The organism is Pseudoalteromonas sp. FUC4, from assembly GCF_008370255.1.
Taxonomy (GTDB): Bacteria; Pseudomonadota; Gammaproteobacteria; order Enterobacterales; family Alteromonadaceae; genus Pseudoalteromonas.
Genome location: NZ_SEUI01000001.1, coordinates 1,144,230 through 1,166,222, shown reverse-complemented (window position 1 = coordinate 1,166,222; position 21,993 = coordinate 1,144,230). Strand labels below are relative to the sequence as shown.

24 protein-coding genes are annotated in these 21,993 nt (G+C 39.4%); 8 read left to right on the top strand and 16 right to left on the bottom strand.

The features are described from left to right. Position 1 precedes the first annotated feature (1 nt). Entirely contained in the window at positions 2 to 964 is a 963-nt protein-coding gene (locus EU510_RS05185; RefSeq protein WP_149592551.1) for a zinc-binding dehydrogenase, read from the top strand. Positions 965 to 1,026: 62 nt separating this feature from the next. Then, positions 1,027 to 1,278 carry a DUF2999 family protein gene (locus EU510_RS05180; RefSeq protein ID WP_149592550.1) on the top strand — a complete coding sequence of 84 codons (252 nt, stop codon included), beginning with the start codon at positions 1,027 to 1,029 and terminating at the stop codon, positions 1,276 to 1,278. An 80-nt stretch (positions 1,279 to 1,358) separates the two neighbouring features. Here EU510_RS05180 and EU510_RS05175 read toward each other — a convergent pair whose 3' ends face one another. Then, entirely contained in the window at positions 1,359 to 1,859 is a 501-nt protein-coding gene (locus tag EU510_RS05175) for a fasciclin domain-containing protein (protein WP_149592549.1), read from the bottom strand. A 183-nt stretch (positions 1,860 to 2,042) separates the two neighbouring features. Between EU510_RS05175 and lepB the strand changes: the two genes are divergently transcribed. Further along, positions 2,043 to 2,693, top strand: a complete 651-nt coding sequence (gene lepB, locus EU510_RS05170) for a signal peptidase I (protein ID WP_149592548.1) — start codon at positions 2,043 to 2,045, stop codon at positions 2,691 to 2,693. 36 nt (positions 2,694 to 2,729) lie between these two features. On the opposite strand, the gene EU510_RS05165 is transcribed toward lepB, so the two are convergent. Further along, positions 2,730 to 3,377: a bifunctional 4-hydroxy-2-oxoglutarate aldolase/2-dehydro-3-deoxy-phosphogluconate aldolase gene (locus tag EU510_RS05165; protein WP_149592547.1), complete on the bottom strand. Its 648-nt coding sequence runs from the start codon at positions 3,375 to 3,377 to the stop codon at positions 2,730 to 2,732. Between the two features lie 128 nt (positions 3,378 to 3,505). Further along, complete coding sequence (gene metG / locus EU510_RS05160; protein WP_149592546.1) at positions 3,506 to 5,527, bottom strand: methionine--tRNA ligase; 2,022 nt, start codon at positions 5,525 to 5,527, stop codon at positions 3,506 to 3,508. 187 nt (positions 5,528 to 5,714) lie between these two features. Between metG and apbC the strand changes: the two genes are divergently transcribed. Beyond that, positions 5,715 to 6,791, top strand: coding sequence for an iron-sulfur cluster carrier protein ApbC (apbC, locus tag EU510_RS05155; RefSeq protein WP_149592545.1), 1,077 nt, complete (start codon positions 5,715 to 5,717; stop codon positions 6,789 to 6,791). Between the two features lie 6 nt (positions 6,792 to 6,797). Further along, positions 6,798 to 7,382 (top strand): dCTP deaminase, encoded by a 585-nt coding sequence (dcd, locus tag EU510_RS05150; protein ID WP_002959670.1) that lies wholly within the window; start codon positions 6,798 to 6,800, stop codon positions 7,380 to 7,382. Between the two features lie 16 nt (positions 7,383 to 7,398). Here the strand turns inward: dcd and EU510_RS05145 are convergent, their stop codons facing one another. After that, complete coding sequence (locus tag EU510_RS05145) at positions 7,399 to 8,184, bottom strand: CLCA_X family protein (RefSeq protein WP_149592696.1); 786 nt, start codon at positions 8,182 to 8,184, stop codon at positions 7,399 to 7,401. A 24-nt stretch (positions 8,185 to 8,208) separates the two neighbouring features. Beyond that, positions 8,209 to 8,805 carry a tRNA-uridine aminocarboxypropyltransferase gene (locus EU510_RS05140; protein WP_149592544.1) on the bottom strand — a complete coding sequence of 199 codons (597 nt, stop codon included), beginning with the start codon at positions 8,803 to 8,805 and terminating at the stop codon, positions 8,209 to 8,211. Between the two features lie 137 nt (positions 8,806 to 8,942). Between EU510_RS05140 and EU510_RS05135 the strand changes: the two genes are divergently transcribed. Beyond that, a complete protein-coding gene (locus EU510_RS05135) occupies positions 8,943 to 9,287 on the top strand; it encodes an Hpt domain-containing protein (RefSeq protein ID WP_002959674.1) in 345 nt (114 codons plus the stop codon). 367 nt (positions 9,288 to 9,654) lie between these two features. After that, positions 9,655 to 10,872, top strand: coding sequence for a pyridoxal phosphate-dependent aminotransferase (locus EU510_RS05130; RefSeq protein WP_149592543.1), 1,218 nt, complete (start codon positions 9,655 to 9,657; stop codon positions 10,870 to 10,872). A 73-nt stretch (positions 10,873 to 10,945) separates the two neighbouring features. On the opposite strand, the gene EU510_RS05125 is transcribed toward EU510_RS05130, so the two are convergent. The 4 genes from EU510_RS05125 to EU510_RS05110 are packed head-to-tail and all read right to left on the bottom strand — an operon-like array spanning position 10,946 to position 13,893. Continuing rightward, a complete protein-coding gene (locus EU510_RS05125) occupies positions 10,946 to 11,407 on the bottom strand; it encodes a glycine zipper 2TM domain-containing protein (protein ID WP_149592542.1) in 462 nt (153 codons plus the stop codon). Between the two features lie 55 nt (positions 11,408 to 11,462). Beyond that, the gene (gene lpoB, locus EU510_RS05120; protein ID WP_007375407.1) at positions 11,463 to 12,083 is read right to left on the bottom strand and encodes a penicillin-binding protein activator LpoB; all 621 of its coding nucleotides are present in this window, start codon (positions 12,081 to 12,083) and stop codon (positions 11,463 to 11,465) included. Positions 12,084 to 12,094: 11 nt separating this feature from the next. Continuing rightward, positions 12,095 to 12,520 (bottom strand): YcfL family protein, encoded by a 426-nt coding sequence (locus EU510_RS05115; RefSeq protein ID WP_007582549.1) that lies wholly within the window; start codon positions 12,518 to 12,520, stop codon positions 12,095 to 12,097. 8 nt (positions 12,521 to 12,528) lie between these two features. Continuing rightward, complete coding sequence (locus tag EU510_RS05110) at positions 12,529 to 13,893, bottom strand: COG3014 family protein (protein ID WP_149592541.1); 1,365 nt, start codon at positions 13,891 to 13,893, stop codon at positions 12,529 to 12,531. 390 nt (positions 13,894 to 14,283) lie between these two features. On the opposite strand from EU510_RS05110, the gene EU510_RS05105 reads away from it, so the two are divergent. Continuing rightward, a complete protein-coding gene (locus tag EU510_RS05105) occupies positions 14,284 to 15,153 on the top strand; it encodes a DMT family transporter (RefSeq protein WP_149592540.1) in 870 nt (289 codons plus the stop codon). A gap of 12 nt (positions 15,154 to 15,165) precedes the next feature. Here the strand turns inward: EU510_RS05105 and EU510_RS05100 are convergent, their stop codons facing one another. From EU510_RS05100 to EU510_RS05070, 7 genes are all read right to left on the bottom strand, one after another. After that, entirely contained in the window at positions 15,166 to 15,855 is a 690-nt protein-coding gene (locus tag EU510_RS05100; RefSeq protein ID WP_149592539.1) for a M15 family metallopeptidase, read from the bottom strand. After that, positions 15,855 to 16,985, bottom strand: a complete 1,131-nt coding sequence (gene dapE, locus EU510_RS05095; protein ID WP_149592538.1) for a succinyl-diaminopimelate desuccinylase — start codon at positions 16,983 to 16,985, stop codon at positions 15,855 to 15,857. The genes EU510_RS05100 and dapE overlap by 1 nt, the downstream gene beginning before the upstream one ends. Beyond that, the gene (locus EU510_RS05090) at positions 16,982 to 17,329 is read right to left on the bottom strand and encodes an ArsC family reductase (protein ID WP_149592537.1); all 348 of its coding nucleotides are present in this window, start codon (positions 17,327 to 17,329) and stop codon (positions 16,982 to 16,984) included. Before EU510_RS05090 ends, dapE begins: the two co-directional genes overlap by 4 nt. A 4-nt stretch (positions 17,330 to 17,333) precedes the next feature. Then, positions 17,334 to 17,831 (bottom strand): PTS glucose transporter subunit IIA, encoded by a 498-nt coding sequence (locus tag EU510_RS05085; protein ID WP_149592536.1) that lies wholly within the window; start codon positions 17,829 to 17,831, stop codon positions 17,334 to 17,336. Positions 17,832 to 17,834: 3 nt separating this feature from the next. After that, on the bottom strand, positions 17,835 to 18,221 hold the full coding sequence (locus EU510_RS05080; protein WP_149592535.1) for an ACT domain-containing protein: 387 nt from the start codon (positions 18,219 to 18,221) through the stop codon (positions 17,835 to 17,837). A gap of 227 nt (positions 18,222 to 18,448) precedes the next feature. Further along, positions 18,449 to 20,608, bottom strand: a complete 2,160-nt coding sequence (gene pta / locus EU510_RS05075; RefSeq protein WP_149592534.1) for a phosphate acetyltransferase — start codon at positions 20,606 to 20,608, stop codon at positions 18,449 to 18,451. A 2-nt stretch (positions 20,609 to 20,610) separates the two neighbouring features. Further along, positions 20,611 to 21,825, bottom strand: coding sequence for an acetate kinase (locus EU510_RS05070; RefSeq protein WP_149592533.1), 1,215 nt, complete (start codon positions 21,823 to 21,825; stop codon positions 20,611 to 20,613). Between the last annotated feature and the right edge of the window lie 168 nt (positions 21,826 to 21,993).

Genomic DNA, 21,993 nt, shown 5'->3' with positions numbered 1-21,993 from the left:
AATGAAATATATTTCTCATGAAGATGGCAATCTTGCATTTAGTGAAACCGAAAAGCCGGTTTTAAAGAGCCATGAAGTACTTATTAAAGTTGCAGCAATAGGTGTAAACCGTGCAGACAGTATGCAGCGCCAAGGTAAATATCCGGCTCCTGCGGGAGATAGCCCTATTTTAGGTTTAGAGTGTGCGGGTACAGTTACTGAGCTCGGAGAAAATGTAGATAAAAGCTGGCTAAACAAGCGTATTTTTACATTGTGCTCAGGTGGTGCTTATAGCGAATATGTAGCAGTTGATGCAAAACAGCTTATGGAATTACCCGATGATGTAACAATGGCTGAGGGCGCCGCAATAAGCGAAGTGTATTTAACGGCATTTGGCGCGTTATTTGAGCTTGGTAAATTACAAAAAGGGCAAACAGCGCTTATTCATGCAGGTGCTAGTGGCGTAGGCGGTGCCGCAATTCAAATGGCTAAAAGCGCTGGTGCTACCGTGGTTATTACCGCTGGTACGGATGATAAATGCCAACACGCAAAAGATCTCGGTGCCGATCATGCAATTAATTACAAAACCACCGACTTTGTAGAATATATGAAAGCAAATGAGTTAACAGCAAATGCAATTGTAGATCCTGTTTCAGGTAGTTACTTAAATAAAAATGCCGCTATTGCTGCGATGGATTGCCAAATTGTAATGCTTGCATTTTTAGATGGACGTTTTGCAGAAGTTGATTTTGCCGCGCTTTTACAAAAACGTATTTCGTTTCACGCATCAACGCTTAGAAATCGTAGTATTGATTTTAAACGCCAGGTGCGCGATGACTTTGTAGCACGCTTTTACAATGATATTGCCACTAAAAAGTACGATTTTAACTTGTATAAAACATTGCCTTGGAGCGACGCAAACGAAGCTCATGCTATTTTAGAGCGTAATGAAAATGCTGGTAAAGTTGTTTTACTTGTAGAGTAACTCTTTAATTTTAGGGTTTAGCCCATATACTAAGCCCTATAAAAAACACTTAAGGTTTAATAATGAATCCAATACTAGCAATACTTAAAGAGCACAACGTAAGCGACGAAAAAGCAAAAGCATTGTTTGAAGCGTTTACTCAAAACCCAATGATGGCAATGGCGCTTGTTCAAGAACTTGGTATTCCGCCAGAAAAGCTACAGCAACTAATGGCAGTGGTGATGACGCAACCACACTTGATTAAAGAAGCAACCGACGAACTTGGTTTAGATTTTGAAAAAGTAAAAGAAGCGAAAGAAAAACTAAATCAATAATTTTTTATGTGATGAAAAAAAATAAACAAAAAAGCATAAGTACTTACTTATGCTTTTTTATTCGGCTTATTCTTTTATGACTACTCTTTTGGAAGTAGTACTGTGTCGATGACATGAATAACGCCGTTGCTTGCTTTTACATCAGCTTTTACAACTTTAGCGTCATTTATCATTACGCCCATGCTGTCGGCTTTAACCATAACTGATTGGCCTTGTAGTGTTTTCGCACTGTCTACATTCATTACATCGGCTGCCATCACTTTTCCAGACACTACGTGATAAGTTAATACCGCCGTTAGCTTGTCTTTGTTTTCAGGCTTGAGTAGCATTTCAACGGTGCCTTCAGGTAATTTAGAAAATGCAGCATCTGTTGGTGCAAAAATAGTAAAGGGTCCTTTACCTTGCAGTGTTTCAACTAAACCTGCGGCTTTAACAGCAGCAACAAGAGTAGTGAACGAACCATTTTCAACGGCTACTTCAACAACGTCTTTTTTCATACCATGATGATCAGCATAAGCCATTGTAGTAAATCCAAGGCTTGCAGTTGTAAACAATAATGCAGTAGTAATTTTCTTAAACATTTTATTTTCCTTTAAGTTAATACCCGTTGGTTTCGTTAAATGTTACGACGCTTTAAATTTAATCGATCAATTAAAATTACTAGTCAACATGTTTTGTTACATCATTGATTGAACTGCAGCTAATTAACAAAGTCATATAAATAGTTACTCAATTAAAGACTTGTTCAATTGAAGGGAATAGGCATGAAATTATTTTATAGGTTTTGGAAAAATAACCGCTCTCTTATCGTATTTATTGCACTAATGAGCGTATTTAGAAGCGCTGTAGCCGACTGGTACGAAGTGCCAACAGGCTCAATGAAACCAACAATTCAAGAAGGTGACAGAATTTTAACAGATAAAATGGCTTACGACATTCGTGTGCCGTTCACTCATATTAAACTATTAAAATTAGCAGACCCACAAACTGGCGATATTATTGTATTTGACTCACAAGCAGCTGATAATCGGTTAATTAAGCGCGTAATAGGCATACCTGGCGATACGGTCGCGCTTGAAAATAATGAGCTCATTATTAATGGTAAAAAGCTTAATTATGCAGATCAGCAAAGCAACATAGACTCGCTTGATAAAATCGAAGATTTAAACGGATTAGCGCATTCGATAAGAGTGGCAAATATTCCTTCACGTTTATCGGGCTTTGATGCAATTACAATTCCTGATGATTATTATTTAGCAATGGGCGATAACCGTGACAATAGCGCTGACTCGCGTGTAATAGGTTTAATTCCGCGTAATGAGTTATTAGGAAAAGCAGAGCGCGTTATAGTGTCTCTTGATTACGATAACTATTACCTACCAAGAAAAGATCGCGTATTGAAAAAGCTCAATTAAAAAAGATGATTAATTTTATAGTTAAAATATAACTGCCTATTTAGGCAGTTCACTTATATATTTTTTTACAAGCTTGGTAAGAACACTACGCTCTTGTTCGGTATTTAATACCTTACAAAAATCGCCACTGACTGCAGCGCCACAAGCACCTGCTTCAAACCATTGTGATAAGTTATCTAAATTCACACCACCAACAGGCATTAATTGTGCTTCTGAAAAAGGACCGGTTAATGCTTTAAAGTAACCGACGCCCATACTGCCGGCAGGAAATACCTTAATAATATCAGCGTTATATTCAATTGCATTTGCTACATCGGTAGGTGTTAGTGCGCCCATTAATACGGGTAACCCGTGCTGGTGGGCAAGTTCGACAACCGATTTGTTGGTATTTGGCGTTACGATAAACTGCGCGCCAGCATTAATAGCTTGCTGGGCCAGGGTGGTATTTATTATTGTACCTGCACCAATAAGTGCGTTTTTATGCGCTGCGCGTGCTTTTGTTATTTCTTGCTCAAAGCCAGGCGTGTTTGAAGTGATTTCGAGTGCGTTTATGCCTGCATTAACTAAGCAGTCAATTAATGGAGCTACATCGCTTTGTTGTTTTAAGCGCAAGATTGCGAGTAACTTATATTGCTTGATTAGCGCACTGGTATTTAATCTTTGGGTATCAAGGTTGCTGGTCATGGTTGTTGATCTAAAAAATATTTTAATACACTGATATTATTTAAATAATGCTTATAAATCAAATAGGGAAGCCTATAAAAAACCGCTGACAGTATCAGCGGTTTTTAGATGGGTTATTAAGCGTTAGCTTACATTACGCGCATACCAGGCTCTGAGCCGTCATCTGGGTTAAGAATATAAATTTCTTTTCCGCCAGGGCCTGCTGCTAATACCATGCCTTCAGACATACCAAAGCGCATTTTACGAGGCTTAAGGTTAGCAACCATAACGGTTAGCTTACCTTCAAGATCCTCAGGTGCGTAAGCTGATTTAATACCCGCAAACACTTGACGAGTTTCGCCGCCTAAATCAAGTGTTAGCTTAAGTAGTTTATCTGCGCCTTCTACGTGCTCTGCTTTAGCAATCTTAGCTACGCGTAAGTCTACTTTTGCAAAATCATCGAACTCAATCTCGTCGCTAATCGGCTCTTTTGCAAGTGGGCTGTTAGGGTCAATTGTTACTTTTGGTGCTAAGCTTTCTTTAGATTCTTCAACCATTTTGTTCACTTTATCCATTTCAACACGTTGCATTAATGGTTTAAATTTATTGATAGGGTGGCTTACTAGCGCATTTTGAACGCCGTCCCATGCAAGGTCGTCATTTAAAAACGCTTGTACGTTATCAGCCATTCCTGGTAACACGGGTTTTAAGTAAGTAATTAAAACGCGGAACAAGTTAAGACCAAGAGAACACACTTCGTGTGCTTCTTGTTGCTTAGTGTCGTCTTTAATTAATACCCAAGGTGCTGCGCCATCAATAAATTGGTTTGCTTTGTCGGCAAGCGCCATTATTTCACGAATTGCGCGGCTGTAATCACGGTTCTCGTAGTGTGTTGTAATGCTAGGTGCAGCAGCTTGAAACTCTGCTAACAGCTCTGGTTGCATAATAGTGCTGCTTAGCTTGCCATCAAACTTTTTAGTAATAAAGCCAGCACAACGGCTTGCTATGTTGACTACTTTACCTACTAGGTCTGAATTTACTCGCTGTGCAAAGTCTTCTAGATTTAAATCAAGATCAACAATACCGCTGCTTAATTTTGCTGCGTAGTAGTAACGTAAGTATTCTGGGTTTAAGTTATCTAAATAAGTACGCGCTTTAATAAACGTACCCTTCGATTTAGACATTTTTTCGCCATTCACAGTTACAAAACCATGAGCGAATACGTTAGTTGGCTTTCTAAAATTAGCGCCTTCTAGCATTGCTGGCCAAAATAAGCTGTGGAAGTAGATAATGTCTTTACCAATAAAGTGATAAAGCTCTGCGTCTGAACCTTCAGCCCAAAATGCATCAAAGTCGAGGCCTTTTTCGTCACATAGGTTTTTAAAACTCGCCATGTAACCTATAGGTGCATCTAACCAAACGTAAAAATATTTGCCTGGTGCATTTGGGATTTCAAAACCAAAGTAAGGTGCATCACGGCTAATATCCCATTGCTGCAGGCCATCGGTAAACCACTCGTCTAGCTTATTAGCCATTTCTTGTTGAATAGTTCCCGAGTGTAACCACTCCTTTAGCATGCCTTCAAATGCTGGCAGGTCAAAAAAGTAATGCTCAGAATCTTTAAGTACAGGCTCAGCACCTGACATTACAGAACGCGGATTAATGAGTTCGGTAGGGCTGTATGTAGCACCACACGAATCACAGCTATCGCCGTTTTGGTTTTCAGACTTACACGTTGGGCAAGTACCTGTTACAAAACGGTCTGGTAAGAAAATACCTTTTTCAGGGTCGAATAGTTGCGAAATAGTGTGCTTTTTAATATGACCGGCATCGTTTAGGCGGTTATAAATAAGTTCGCTTAATTCTTTGTTTTCTTGGCTGTGCGTGCTGTGGTAGTTATCAAATTTGATATTAAAGTCAGCAAAGTCGCGTTGGCGCTCTATACTCACTTGTTTTACCATTTCTTCAGGCGTGATCCCTTGCTTTTGCGCATTAAGCATAATTGGCGTGCCGTGGGCATCGTCTGCGCAAACATAATAAGCTTCGTGGCCTTGTAGTTTTTGAAAACGTGACCAAATATCAGTTTGAATATATTCCAATAAATGACCTAGGTGAGTAGGGCCATTTGCATAAGGTAATGCGCTGGTAATCAGGATCTTTCGCTGCGTCATAATCATTCCGAATTGAGGATAAAACGCCGTTTTTATTATACAAACGGCAATTATCATTAATTTATCTACAAGCTATCTGCTTAGAGTGCGCACAGCTTATGGATTTTTATTAATTGACTGGTGTTAATGCCCTGAATGTTACATAATTCCGTGGCACTTTTCATCAAAGAAACGCTATTTAATTGCTATGTTTGGACTGTCGAAACTATTCTCTTCTAAATCGGTGCAAAAACAACCGATTATAACTGCCTTAGCGGCATATCGTAGTGCGGCTTTTGCCGTCGGTATTGACGAAAGCTTCATTGATACTATTACTCAAAATGACGATAAATCACTACAAATCAAATTAACTCTGCCATTTGCTGGGCAATCAGAAATGCCTTTAGTTGAGCAACACATAAGTGAAAGCTTAAATGTGCCTGTAACTATTAGCGCCAAGGTTATCATTAAAGAGGCGGCTAAGTTTAAAGCGATTAAACATATTGTACTTATTGCCTCAGGCAAAGGTGGAGTAGGTAAGTCAACTACTGCTGTTAACTTGGCAGGCGCGCTTAAAAATGAAGGCGCAAAGGTGGGTATTTTAGATGCTGACATTTATGGCCCATCTATCCCAATGCTTTTAGGATTAGTGGGCGCAGAGCCCGTCACTAAAGATAACAAACAGCTGCAGCCTTTTGATGCAAACGGTATTAAAGCGCAATCAATTGGCTTTTTAGTTCCAAGTGATGATGCAACAGTGTGGCGCGGGCCAATGGCGTCGGGCGCGCTAAGCCAATTACTTAACGAAACTGATTGGGGCGAGCTTGATTACTTAATTGTTGATATGCCACCGGGCACCGGTGATATTCAGCTTACAATGAGCCAAAAAGTACCCGCTAGCGGCACTGTGATTGTCACGACCCCGCAAGATTTAGCCCTAGCCGATGCGCAAAAAGGCATTGCTATGTTTAATAAAGTAAACGTACCGGTGCTAGGCTTAATAGAAAATATGAGCCACTACATTTGCACTCATTGTGGTGAAGCTAATCACGTATTTGGTAAAGACGGTGCGCAAAAACTGGCGCATAAGCACGGCGTGCCTGTACTTAGCCATATTCCACTTGCAATAGATATACGCGAGTATTCTGAGCAAGGTAAACTTATTGCAAGCGATAACGACGCCGCAATAAGCAAAACATACAGCGCAGCAGCAAGGCTAATAGCCAGCACGCTTTATTATCAACAGCATCACAATGCAATTGAAATTGTGATTACAGAAGATTAATAAATAATGAGACTTTCAGACACACATATTAAAGAATACTTAAGCGATGGCCGCATTGTTATTGAGCCTGCACCAACGAGCGAGATGATTTCAGGCGTGACTGCCGATTTACGCTTGGGAAATAAATTTAGAACTTTTAATGCGCATAACGCGGCATACGTCGATTTAAGTGGTCCAAAAGATCAGTTAAATAAGGCCATGGAATCGATCATGAGTGAAGAAATAGTGCTTGATGAAGGTGAAGCATTCTTTTTACACCCAGGTGAACTTGCACTCGCTATTACCCATGAAAAAGTCACTCTGCCAGCAGATATAGTAGGTTGGTTAGACGGACGCTCATCGCTTGCGCGTTTGGGGTTAATGGTGCATGTAACCGCGCATCGAATAGACCCAGGCTGGAGTGGCAATATTGTTTTAGAGTTTTACAACTCAGGTAAATTACCACTGGCACTACGCCCACTGATGAAAATTGGTGCTATGAGCTTTGAGATGTTATCGGGACCATGTGAAAACCCATACAATATTCGTAAAGATGCAAAATATAAAGATCAAAGCAGCGCAGTAGCAAGCCGTATTAGTGATGATAAATAATCACCAAATATAGGCATTACTCGTCTATTTTATGAAGCGCATAACCCAGTAGTTCAAAATACTGGTTAAGCGCTTCATTTGCTTTATTAATATGCTCACTGTTTGGGTATATTAAAATACTACTTTTTAAGCCACCCACTAAAAAGCTATTTTTTATACATGTGTGGCCTTCAATACAGGCTTCAAAACACCGGGCTGCAAGCTCTTCTGGCATGCTCATATAATTCATATTATGGGCTTTGTCGTGTTCTATACACGTTTGTACAAAGTTATTTGCATCAATACCATCTTCATCTAAAAATACATGTTTATAAAAACTGTTCAAAGCATTATTAAGTGGATGCGATAAATTAGGCGTGTTTGAAAGCCATAATTTTGAGGCAAAGCCAAAGCGGGGCTTTGCTGCAAATAAATGCTCGCTTATATGATGGTCAAACGCATGAAACCATTCGTGAGCAAGCGCACCACCGCCTGCATTTTTTGCAAGGGCAAGCGTTTGAGAGGCTGCATTATAATGCGCTTGTACACCTTTTTGACCGCCATGACCAAATGCAAAATTAAGTTTGCCACGAAGACCAATAGCTTTGGGCGGTAAATGCAGTATTTGCGCAAGATCCGCCAGTGCATCGTAAATTAAATTGGCGCTAATGTAGCGCTCTTCTTTAGTTACCCATTTACCAACGACCATTGACCTAAAGCCGAAGGTATCTCTTATATCGCTAAAGTCGACTTGGTCGTCAAAGCGATAGTCGGGTCCTTGGCGAGTAAAGCCACGTTTTAGTCTGTTAGGGTAGTTACGCATTGCAAGTTTCATATAGTAACGAGTTTAATCTAAGTAACGTGCTTTTACGTGCTCGGGCATGTGTTGGGTTTGTTTTTGTATTAATTCATTAAGCGCATTATAAAGTGGTGCGGGATTTAGCTGCTCTATTAAAAACAAACTATGCGCTACAGCTTCAAGTGTGGATAGGCTGTCGGCCCGAGGGGCTTTACGAATAGCATAACGATTTTTAGGTAGCTGTTTAAAACTGACCGTTTTAAATTTATTTAATAATGTGGTGAGTTGCAAAATTTTGTAGGCTTTTTTCCATGTACCATCAACCACGATTAAATGAGTGATGCTTTTTACACTTGGTTGCTCAGTGTTATCGTCTAAATTTACAGCGTGTTCGTTAGGGTAGAGTAAAACAGTTGAGCTTACTGGCAGTGTTTTTAGTATGGAAAAGTCATCATTATTTTCGCCTTTGATTATTTGGCAATCAGTTAGGCATAAATTGAGTAGTTTAGCGGTATTTTTTGCTATTTTTTCTTCACTCGGGTGCTGTAGAATAATAACTGTAACTTTGTTGTTTATATTTGTAATTGCGCTGCAAATACAGGTGTTTAGTGAAAAGTTACAATGATTACAAAGTGTGCGTGCCATTTAATAAACTTTTTGTTGCCAGTACGATCTTCATAATTATACATTTATAAGGTAATTAAGTTGGTTTTTTTTACGCATCAATATAAAGTAGTACTATTAAACTGTAACTTACATGGATTGTTTTAAGGGCTTAAAATATGACAGAAATAAATATAGATACATCAGCATTAGAGAGTATGGAATCGTTATTGGGTGAGCAGTTTGCTGATACACTTGATTTTTGCTGCTCAGAGTTTGAACGTTTAGGCTCAGAAGTTTTAGCAACTATTGGCAAAGACAAAGAAGCGGCTATTCGCCACTCTCACAGCTTAAAATCTAACGCAGCGCAGTTTGGGGCTTCAAGCCTTGCTGAAGTGTCTCGCGTTATTGAACAAAATTTAAACCTAGATAACTTAGCTGAAGCCATCGACGCATCTAATAGTTTAATGGCTCAAGTAACAGGCTCTCAAGCTAAGCTAAATGAATGGTTAGCATCTCGTTAATTATTGAAACCGAAACGTGAATTTATTTCAGTATTAAGCGCTTAAATACACTGGCATTTTATGCCTTTACTAGGTTAGTCTAAAGATTCACTAGGGCGTGTTGATCTTTCGGGATTGAATTTGCAACGAGTGTCTGGTTTTTAGGTTAGGCAGAGCCTATGCAGTGTGGTTTTTCCACATAAATAGGCGATAACAACACATAAAATCCAAACACGCATTGCCCAGAGGGTTCTTCCTAGGGGCTATTTTCTCTTTGTTACTCTATTTTTACTTAGCCCACTAGGTTACAAATCTCGCGCCGCGATTAAATCGCCCCTAGGTTGAACAAATTTAATCCATAAAGTCAATACGCCCTAAAGAGGTAAAAATGTCTGATATTAAAAAGAGTCACAAATTAGAAGGTGTATGTTATGACATTCGTGGGCCGGTTTTAGCGCAAGCTAAAAAAATGGAAGACGAAGGTCAAAAAGTATTAAAATTGAATATAGGTAATCCGGCTGCTTTTGGTTTTGATATGCCAGAAGACATGCACCGCGATATTATCCGCAACTTATATTCAGCCCAAGGTTACTGTGACTCTAAAGGCCTCTATTCAGCCCGCGTGGCTATTTATCAGCACTACCAACAACGTGGATTACATAATTTAGATGTAGATAACATTTATATTGGTAATGGCGTAAGCGAACTTATTCAGATGATCACCCAAGCGCTATTAAATAATGGCGATGAAGTGCTTATTCCAGCTCCAGATTATCCACTTTGGACGGCTTCGGTCACGTTATCGGGTGGTAATCCGGTGCATTATTTATGTGATGAAGAGCAAGATTGGTTTCCGGATATTGCAGATATAAAAAGCAAGATAACATCTAAAACTAAAGCGCTGGTATTAATTAATCCTAATAATCCGACAGGTGCGGTTTACAGTGACGATTTGTTAATGCAATTAATTGATATAGCGCGTGAACATAAACTACTGTTATTGAGCGATGAAATTTACGAAAAGATTTTATACGACGGTATAACGCACACTTCAATCGGCTCACTGTGTGATGATGTACCAATCATTACGTTTAACGGTTTAGCTAAAACCTACCGTGCAGCCGGACTAAGAATGGGGTGGATGGTTTTAAGCGGTCGTACCTCTGTAATGGATGATTTACGTAAAGGCCTAGAAATACTTTCATCAATGCGTTTATGCGCGAATGTACCTGCGCAATACGCAATTCAGCAAGCGTTGGGCGGCGTGCAATCAATTGATAATTTAATTAACCCTGGTGGTCGCTTATACGAGCAGCGCGATATAGCATGGCACGGGTTAAATGCTATTGAAGGAATTAGTTGTAAAAAACCTAAAGGCGCGCTCTATGCGTTTGCTAAAGTAGATACAGCACTTTTTAACGTTAAAGATGATGAAAAGATGATGTACGATTTGCTAAAAGCCGAAAAAATATTACTTGTGCATGGCAGGGCGTTTAATTGGCCCGAGCCGGATCATTTTAGATTGGTTTTTTTACCAAGCAAAGATGACTTGTCGGATGCAATGCTTAAAATGAAGCGCTTTTTTAAAGATTACCGACAGGTATAATTACTTAAATGCATAAAAAACGAGCCAAATTTGGCTCGTTTTTACTTTAGTCATGAATAACTAGATATATTGGCTAATACGCTTTATCTACACGTACGGTGTTATCACTTAAATAGACTAATCGTACACTGTCGCCTCTGCTAAAACGCATTGACTGGTCTTGAACTACCATAAACTGGTCGCCATTTTCGACTTGTATTAACAGTTCAACAAAATTATTTTGCTGATAATGGCTTTGCTGTTGCTTATTGTGTGCAACACTTCCGCCAATAACTGAGCCTAAAATAGTTGCTACTGTGCGGCCGCTACCGCCACCAAACTGATTACCTATTACGCCACCTAGTAAAGCGCCGCCGAAGGTTTTCCAACCGTTGTTTTTATCTTGTATGAGTTCTTGTTCGGTAATATTACGCACCGATTTTACATCACCAAATAAAACCTGTTGGACAGGTACTGCTTTATTTCGCTCATATTGGGCAAAAGTTGGCGCGCTCATAGTAATTAGAGCACACATCACTAATGTTATAGCTTTCATAATAATCTCCTATTGGTAGCAAGTACGGGCTTGTTAGCCCGTAAAGGCTTAGTAACTACCAACCAAATGTCGATTTTTCTTTAGTTTTACGAATTTCAGTTTCGTCTGCCCATTCAACTAGGCCGCTTTCCATATCCATTAAACGCATCGTAAATTTATAGTATACGTCTGATTTGTCGGCATTTGATTTAACTATGCTCGATAAATTTCCGTATAACATATATTGCGCGCCAATTTGTTTACCAAATGCAACGGCTGTTGCAGGGTTAACAAGGGCATCTTCGTTTTGAAATGTTAATTGCTCACGTACTGACTCAACACGCGTCATATCTACAAAACGGAACTTACCACTGCGTAGCATTTGCGTTGAGATTGAATCGGTGATTGATTCAGTATCAATGTGCTCACTAGTTTTGTTTTTAATACGTTCAACAAATACTACAGGGCGTTTATTGGCAGTCATTGTGCCAACAACGGGTGAGCTGAGTAATGAATCGGTCATTTGACTCGCTACTTTTTGTAAGTCGGTAGAGCCAAAATTAATATCTGTTGTTTCCACTGCTTGTGCATCGCCATAACTTACTACGGCTTTATTAGCACAGCCACTTAATACTAAAGCGCTCAGGCCAACTAAAGCGTAAGTTGATGCTGTTTTAAATTTATTACTGATGATCATGGTTGTTTCCTTTAATCTTTAAATTCTTGTGATTCGGTAGACACTTCTCTAACTGCTAAAGAAAAGGTAACCGCATCAGAGCTCGGTGCTAAGCCCGGTAATTGTGTTTTTGCAAAACCGAATAAGGTGAGTGCTTGCCAAGGTGAATGGTTGCCTTTAATAACAAAGCCGTCTTTATCAAACCAATTAAATTGATACTGCAAATACTGTGATTTTTTATACTGGCTCGAAAGTGTCACTACTACATCGGTTAACTGGTTGGTTTGACGTGTTTTAACATCAGTAATGGCCAGCTTTTTACCAAGCTCTGGGTTATCTACACGTAATTGTTCATTAAACTGGTTTTTATTTTGTTCAACAGAAATACCCGATGTAACCGGTTTGCTGGAACATGCACTGAGCATTAAAACTGCTAATAATGGCGCTATGTATTTCATGGTGGCTCCTAAAGTTGAACTACGTGGTAATTAAAGTAGTTATTAATAGAGGTTAAGTAAATTAACGTTAACCCTTGCTTACTAATGGTAAAATTTATAGGTGCTTGTGTGCCTATATGCACAGAGTGCTCACCTGTATTTAGGCTTTGCCTTGCGACACTTATTTGATTTGGAAGTGTAAGCCAGCTGCGTGTATCAGCTTGCTCAGACGCCAAATTATAAATATTAGCAAGTATGTTACCTACATCACCGGCACTGCGAGCAAGCTCTGCCCGCACTTTCTCTTTAGCTACTAATCTAAGTACTTGGCGAGCGACTTTTGCAGGTATTTGATCTTCTAACGTTTTAGCTGCAAGTGCTTCAATGTGTACCAGTGGGCTAAGCGCCAAGCTTTGTGCATCTATATTTATATTGTTAAGGCGGCGCACATAGGCATTATCCTTATATACCGGCATCGCCAAGCTGTAAAAGCGTGCATCGCCACGTGATGAATAAATTGGCAAGCGCAGTTTAAATTCATCTTGTTTTGGTACTAATCCTTGTTCAAATAAAACAATTACTTCGCCTTGTGATGAAGAAATAGTGGACGTATCGCCAAAGCGTTTTTTAAATTCATTTAAGTCTTGGTCAAACCCTTGTTTTTTAGCAAGGCGCATTACATCTTGCTGTAAATAAATATTGTTAGGTTGTATAGCCAATGCTTTTTTATAATCGATATAGGCGTCGTCGTATTGTTTATCACTTTGGTAAAGCAAAGCAGATAAGTAAAATGTGTAGGCATTTTGAAAGCCATTTTTTATGTCTCTGGTTACATTGCTCATGCTCGGATAATGTTGCTGAGCTTCTTTAACGGTTGAGTCTACTTCTGCTTCATTCTCGCTAAGCGCATCAACTTGTACTTTATTAGCTCGGCGAATTTCTACCAATGCGCCTTCAATATCATTTTTATACACGTAGTTAAGTGCTTTATAGCTATGAAGCATGCTCATTTCGTAAGCGGGTGGCACATAAGTTATTGCTGAGTCGTTGGTAAATAAAGCGTTACTTTGTTCAAGGCCAGCACTTACCTGTATTTTTGCGGCTTCACGCTTTTTTTGCATTCGCGTATACACGTTCTCAAATCTGCTTTGCGCATCATCTGGTGTGTTAGCTAAGTCGTTTAAACGAGCTTGCTCAAGTTGGTTGAGTAAGTAGCTGCTGTGCAGAGTGCTATTATTAGCAATAAGAGATTGCGCTTCTTCGATATTATTTTTCTCGATCGCATTTCTTATTGGTGTCATTTGCGTGGCATAGTCATTAAATAGGTCATTAAAGCCCATTGTGCTACATCCACTTAAAATCCAACAAAAGCTTAAAATTATACTTAGGCGCACTGCGCACTCCTCTTAATTTACTTGCATACATTAACATACTATTTTTGGCTAAATGTGTGAAATATTGTAAAAAATCGTAGAGTAATACTGACTGTTAGCAGACAAATATAAGATGAGATTGGTGAACAAAGTGTGAATTTTTCTTGTTGAGTAACAATAATGAAATGCTTAAGGTACTTTATTGGTCTTGTTAAATATAATGATCTCTAAAGCGTAAATGATCTAATTTATTAAAACTAAATACTCTCTTTGCACAGTTATACTAATCCTGTTTAAATGTGCTGCTCAGTAAGCGGTTTTATAGGCGCTTATGACAATGTTTTGAGCCTAGTAGGTTAATTAGTTAATTAAAATAACGCTGTAATTCGCTTTTATTGCTAAGGAATTTTTTTGAAAGCTACGTTGTACACAATCATTGCTTTAATTGCGTTTGCCGCAAATTCTCTTTTTTGCAGAATGGCCTTAGCCGAGGGCTATATAGATGCTTGGAACTTTACTGTTATTCGCTTGCTGAGCGGGGCTGCATGTTTGGGCATTATAATGGCAATTTATACCCATAATTTAAAACGTAAAGGCACATTCAATCCAGCTATTTTAAGTGACAGGGGAAGCTGGCGAAGCAGTATTAGCCTGCTTGTTTACGCGCTTTGTTTTTCGATTGCCTACGTAGAGCTAGATACCGGTACCGGTGCACTAATTTTATTTTCTGCTGTGCAGCTTACTATGATTGGCTGGGGTATTTATCAAAAAGAGCAATTAAGCGTACTTCAGTGGTGTGCATTTATAGTGGCGTTATCTGGTTTTGTATATTTAATGCTGCCATCTGCAGCGGTGCCTTCATTATTAGGTGCATCACTTATGGCACTCAGTGGTGTGGCATGGGGTATTTACAGTATTCGCGGTAAAGTGTGCGTATCGCCACTGCGTACTACTGGGTTTAACTTTATAAGAAGCTTAGTTGCTATCCCTGTTTTATTACTTGTTGGTATGAGTTATTTAAAAAATATGAGTATTGAAGGGGTGTTACTTGCGTGTGCCTCGGGGGCAATAGCGTCTGGAGTTGGTTATAGTGTTTGGTATGTAGCAATGCCATTGCTTAAAAGTACCCAAGCAGCGGTTGTGCAACTTTGTGTGCCGGTACTTGCCGCCATTGCTGGTGTTTTGTTTTTATCAGAGCAGGTAACAGTGGAGTTTATAGTAGCAAGCTCCTTAATATTAGGAGCTGTGCTGGTGTTTATTTTAAATAAAAAGAAGGCTTAACCTAACCTTCTTTTAGGTGGGCGGGCTCACGTTTGTTACAAAGCGTTTATAAATAGCAGGTAAGTTATCAAGTATTGCCTGCTTACCCTGTAGTTCACTGTTTTTTATGCATTCAAAAAGTATTTGCTCGCTAAGCTTATTCACTAATAATTGTGATTGCTTAATATGGCTTATATGCCAAAGCTCAGGCGCTACGCCACCTAAATCGTGCTGGTAAGGGCGATAAAAACCAAATTTAACTAAGTTAGTATCAAGCCAATTACTTAGAGATGCAAACGGGCCACCTTGCAGGTATTCTTCAGGTGTTAGCTGTAGCTTATAATCATCACTCACCGCAGCTTTGTCAAACACATCTAAGTCAGTGCCTAAATGGTGTCTGCTTGCGCCAGGTAGTGCAGAGTAGAGCATTATTGCTATGCATTTATCTACATCATTTAATTTAGTTAAATCTACAACCTTTTGCTGTTTATTATAAACAGGTCGAATACCTAAAAACTTATTATTCCAAATAATTGACTGGCGTTCAAAGTCGCGAAAGCTTGAGGCAATAGTAAGCTCAAATCCCGCTTTTTGAGCTGCACTTTGTAGTGCTAAAAAGTCGCTAATTATAGCGTTGTGCAAGCGATGATTTTGTATATCAGTTAAATGTGTATCACTTTGCCCTGTGATACACATTATTGATGTTGGTTTAGTTACATCCATTATGCTAAAAGTTGCTCTAGTATTTGCTCGTAAATGTCGGTAAGGGCTATCAAATCATCGGTACTTACGCATTCATCTACTTTATGAATTGTTTCGTTACGTGGGCCAAGTTCAATTACTTTAGCACCTGTTTGTGCAATAAAGCGACCGTCAGAAGTACCGCCGGTGGTTTCAAGATTCGTAGTTAAACCAGTTACTGATTTAATCGCTTTTACTGTGGCATCAACAAGTGGGCCGTGCTCGGTAATAAAAGGCAAGCCATTTACTATCCAGCTTAATTCATAATTTAAGTTATGCTTTTGTAGTATGTCATTTACACGTTGTTGTAATTGTTCATGTGTTACTTGCGTGCTAAATCTAAAGTTAAATTGTACTTCTAGCTCACCCGGGATCACATTACCTGCACCTGTGCCGCCATTAATATTTGAAATCTGAAAGCTGGTAGCAGGGAAGTATTCATTTCCGTTATCCCACACCGTTTGGCTAAGCTCAGTAAGGGCAGGGGTTGCTAGGTGAATTGGGTTTTGTGCTAAATGTGGATAGGCGACATGCCCTTGTACACCCTTAACAGTTAAAAAAGCGGTAAGTGAACCTCTGCGGCCATTTTTAACAACATCACCTAATACATCTCGTGATGAAGGCTCGCCTACTAGGCACATATCAATTTTTTCACCGCGCGCCTCTAGCGTATCAATTACACGGGTAGTCCCGTTTATAAACGGGCCTTCTTCGTCGGAGGTAATTAAAAATGAAATTGAGCCTTTATGATCTGGATGTTTAGTAACAAACCGCTCGGTTGCAACAAGCATTGCAGCTAACGAGCCTTTCATATCGGCAGCTCCGCGCCCATGTAATAAACCGTCTTTTATTAATCCTGAAAACGGCGGGCGTTGCCAATTTTTCTGTGGGCCTGTTGGCACAACATCAGTGTGGCCTGCAAAACAAAAGTGCGGTGATTGTGTGCCTTTTCGAGCCCATGTATTTAATGTGTCGGTAAAAAATAATGACTCAATATTAAAACCAACCGCAGCCAGGCGATCGTTCATCATCTGTTGGCAGCCAGCATCCTCGGGCGTTACTGACTCACGTTGTATTAGTGCTTGAGCGAGTGCAATTACATCATCTTTCATGATTTAAATATCTCATCGTATTGAGCTGCTTTAAAACCTAAATGGTAACTGCCATTGTTAACAAGTACTGGGCGTTTGATCATTGCAGGTTGTTCAACTAACAATGGGATAGCACTTTCTTTAGTCAAGCTCTGTTTTTGCTCATCAGTTAGTGCGCGATAAGTTGTGCCACGTTTATTAACAAGCTGTTCCCAATCGAGTATATCTGCAAAATCACTTACCATTTGCTCATTTACGCCATCTTTGCGGTAATCATGAAAAGTAAATTCGATGTTGTTGTCGGCTAAGTATTTTTTTGCTTTTTTGATCGTGTCGCAATTGCTAATACCGTATAGAGTGATCATAAATTTAGTTCTTCTTAATAATAGTTAATAATGTATCTACATCCGCATTTACATGCGAATGTGAGTAATGAAATGTGCCGAGGTTATGGCCGTTAAGTAAAATTAAACTGGCAAGCATGGGCGTTTCTAGTTCGCGTAAATCAAAATAAGCGAGGCGCTGGCCTTTACTTATTTCACTGCCGTTTAATTGTGCTATGTGTGTGTGCGTAATTGATTGCGAACCGGTAATAGTTAGGTTGATTAAAACTTTTAAGCCATTTTTAGCTTGTAAAATAAACTCAGTACCTGCGTTTTTTACTTGTAATAACGTGCCATCAAACGGCGCTAAAATTTTGTGACTACTGAGCTTTACAGTAATACCAGGACCGAGAATACCAAACCTAAAAATAGGTTCGGGATGTTCTTTAAGCGACATTACTTTACCTGTAAATGGGCTTGTAATAAGAATGGCATTACGAGGTGTTTTATTCAGTGCTAAATATTCTATTGTTTGTGCTTTCATATGCTATTGGGCCACCACGTTGTAACCCTCTTTTTTTAATGCAGTAAGCGCTTGTGACGCCGTTTGTTTTTTTACTAATATATAATCGGTATCGTAGGTTGAGATTGAAAAAATAGAAATTTTAGCACGCGCTAATACCCCCGATATATTGGCCATTATTCCCGTTAACGAAAAGCCAAGTGGGCCTACTACTTCAAGTGCTTGCCAATCAGACTCGGTATCTAGGGAGTGTATTTCAAAGCTACTAGGGCAAACAATGGATAGTTCATCATGAGTTTTAGATATAAAAAATAAAGGAAGCTTTAGGAGTGCCGCAGGTATGTCGGCGTCTACATCTAAACTGTGTATAGATAAAACTGTGCTGTGTAATAGTAATGTTTGTTTTGACATTAAACGCCTGCGATACAGCATTATTAATAGCTTTATAGTATAGATTATTGGCTTTAAATTAAAGGTGTAACAGCGACTAAAATAAGCGTTAGTAAATCGATTTTAATAGAGATTAAAAACTTACCCACAATTTCTGTGGATAAGTGTGGGGGTTGCAGGGTATAAATAGCCTAACTACTTAATTATTAAATAAATAATAGCTAGGCTATAAAAAGCACACGTTGTGTTTAATGTGCTATTAGCGCTTCTGCTTGGGCTGCCTGAATTGCAGTTAAGGCGATTGTATACACAATATCATCGACCAATGCACCACGGCTCAAGTCGTTTACGGGTTTGCGCATACCTTGAAGCATAGGGCCGATACTTATTAAGTCGGCACTGCGTTTTACTGCTTTATATGTTGTATTACCTGTATTTAAATCTGGGAATATAAATACAGTCGCTTTACCAGCTACAGGGCTGTTAGGTGCTTTTTTAAGTGCTACATTTTCCATTATAGCGGCATCGTATTGTAGTGGGCCGTCGATAATTAAATCAGGGCGTTTTTGCTGCGCAATTTTTGTCGCCTCACGTACTTTTTCAACATCGGCACCCGTACCCGAGGTACCCGTACTATAGCTGATCATTGCTATTCGTGGCTCTATGCCAAATGCGGAAGCAGAATCGGCAGATTGAATGGCTATATCTGCAAGTTGTTCAGCATTAGGATCTGGGTTTATAGCACAGTCACCGTAAACTAATACTTGATCTGGAAGCAGCATAAAAAATACGGATGATACTAACGATGATCCTGGTGCTGTTTTAATTAACTGAAGTGAAGGACGAATTGTATTGGCGGTGGTGTTTACTGCGCCCGATACCAAACCATCTACTTTACCTTCTTGAAGCATCTTTGTACCAAGCACAACATTATCTTGCAGTTGCTCTTGTGCTACTACAGCAGTTAGGCCTTTGCTTTTACGAATTTCGACCATAGGAGCAATATAATCATTAATGATACTTTTTGGCTCAATAATACTTACATGTTCGTTTAGCTCAATACCTTGTTGCTTGGCAATACGCATTATTTCTTCGCGATCGCCTAATAGTATAGTTTTAGCAATTCCGCGTTGTCCGCAAATAGCCGCTGCTTTTATAGTGCGAGGTTCATTCCCTTCTGGTAATACTACGGTTTTACCTGCTTTACGTGCTTTATCGGTTAATAAATAACGAAATGCAGGTGGTGATAACTTACGCGTTTTGCCTACACTTTGAGCTAGAGTATCGAGCCAGCTTGAATTGATATGTTCTGCATTGTGATCTTTTACTTTTTCAATGCGTTGGTCATCATCATTTGGTACTTCCATATTAAAGTTATGCAGTAACAGTGATGTACGCCATGTGTCGGCATCGGTTGCGAGTATTGGTAAACCGGTTTGCATGGCTTGCTCACACAAGGCCATAATACGTGGCTCTGGCTCATACCCTCCGGTTAACAATATAGCGCCAAGTTTAGTGCCATTCATTGCAGATAGGCATGCTGCAACAAGTATGTCTGAGCGATCGCCCGGTGTTACTAATAAAGTGCCTGGCGTAAAGTAGTTTAAAATGTTTGATACCGTACGCGCACAAAAAGTAATACGGCGCAGACGACGATGAAGCATATCGCCTTCGTTAATTATTGTTGCTTTTAAATACGCGCTTAAGTCTTTTACACGTGGCGCTACTAAGTCAAAATCCCACGGAATTGCGCCAAGCAACATAAACGGATTTTTTTTAAAAATAGGTAAAGACGCTAAACGATTTAATTCGTTTTCAAGCTCTTCAGGTTTGTAAGCATCGACTAAATCGGCGCGTGCACGGCCTTCTTCATCAAGTGGCGCATTTACTTTATTAAAAATACAACCCAGTACATGAGGATGATCAATGCCGCCATGGTTACCTGCTGCAATTTCAAGGCGGTCTTCTATTTGTGTAATGGTGTAATTACCAGGGGTAAGTACAAATACAATTTCAGCGCCGAGCGTTTGTGCAATTTCGCGGTTCACACGTCCAGCATAAGGTTGGCGACGAGTGGTTACCATACCTTCAATAATAGCGACTTCATCATCGTTAATTTTACTCTCAAAACGTTCAACAATTTCCTCTAGTAGGTCATCACCTTTACCGTCAGCAATCATTTGCTCAGCATAATCAAGCGCAAAAGGCAGAGGTGGATTAATAGGTGAGCCTTGAGTAACTATTTGTGTTGATTTTTCAGGACCTGTTTCGCCTGAACGAGGCTGAGCGATGGGTTTGAAAAAGTTAACTTTAACTGTTTTTTGTTCAAGTGCACGCACTAAACCAACCGATACAGACGTTAAACCCACACCGGTAGATACAGGAATCAACATAATACGACGTGCCATAATTAAAGTTCCTTTACTATGCTTGCGGCATCGTTTGCTATTACCCACTCTTCGTTTGTAGGTATAACGATAACTTTAATTTTTGTTTTTTTAATGCTAATAATCCCTTGTTGTCCAAATCGGGCTTTAAGGTTAGCTTCCTCATCGCAATCAATGTTTAAAAAGGCAAGTTGAGAGATTACTTTTTTACGAATAAGATTTGAATTTTCGCCAATACCGCCAGTAAAAATTACAGCGTCTAGGCGCTGTAATGGCACCATGTAGGCTGCAATTTGTTTGGCAAGCCGATAGCAAAACATATCGATTGCTAGAGTTGCTCTTTGATTCCCAGAAAGCGAAGCCTCTTCAATTGTACGGCAATCGTTAGAAAGCCCACTTATGCCCAGTAAACCGCTTTCTTGATTTAGTAAATCGTCAATTTGCTGAGCGCTATAGTTTAGTTGTGTAGTTAAAAAGTTAAATAAACCGGGATCGATATCACCACTGCGCATACCCATAATTAAGCCTGCAAGGGGAGTTAAGCCCATACTTGTATCAACACTTTTACCGCTTTTTATTGCACATACAGAGCAGCCATTACCTAAATGAGCACTAATAAAATTACTTTCTTCAAGGGATTGATTTAATAGCTGAGCGGCTTGATCTGCAACATAGCAGTGGCTTGTACCATGAAAACCATAACGCCTTACGCCAAACTCGGTATATAACTTATAAGGAAGGGCATATAGATAAGCGACTTCATCCATAGTTTGATGAAACGCGGTGTCAAATACCGCGACTTGGGGTAATCCTTTAAAAGATTCTTTTGCAGATGAAATGCCTAATAAATTAGCATGCCCGTGCAGTGGAGCAAGTGTAGCAGCTTGTGTAATTCCCAAAATAACATCTTCGTCGATAAGTATTGATTGTATAAAATGTTCACCACCGTGAACAACACGGTGACCTACTGCTATTAAATGCTCATCTAATTTATGTGATTTAATTAATGCCACTAGGGTATTGATTGCTTCAGCGTGAGCTTCGTTAGCTTTCAAATTAATAGCGGTCTTAGTCCCATTATATTTATATTTTATTGAAGGGGCTTCGCTTCCTAAGCGCTCAGCCAAACCAGAGGTAACCTCGTGACCATTATTTGAATCTATAATGGCGAACTTTAAGCTAGAGCTGCCGCTATTTAGCACTAAAACGTGTTGTGACCTAGGAGAGCTTGTAGGCATAAATTCAATTTCCATAAACAAGTTTAGTAAGTGAATACGTAATAGTTACACTTTCGGCATTAAATAAAGCAAAAACAGTTGAGTGATCAAATGCAAAGCAGTTAACGTAATGTTAAATACTTTACCTTAATTAGTGGGCTTTAGTCAGAACTATATGCTATTTAATAG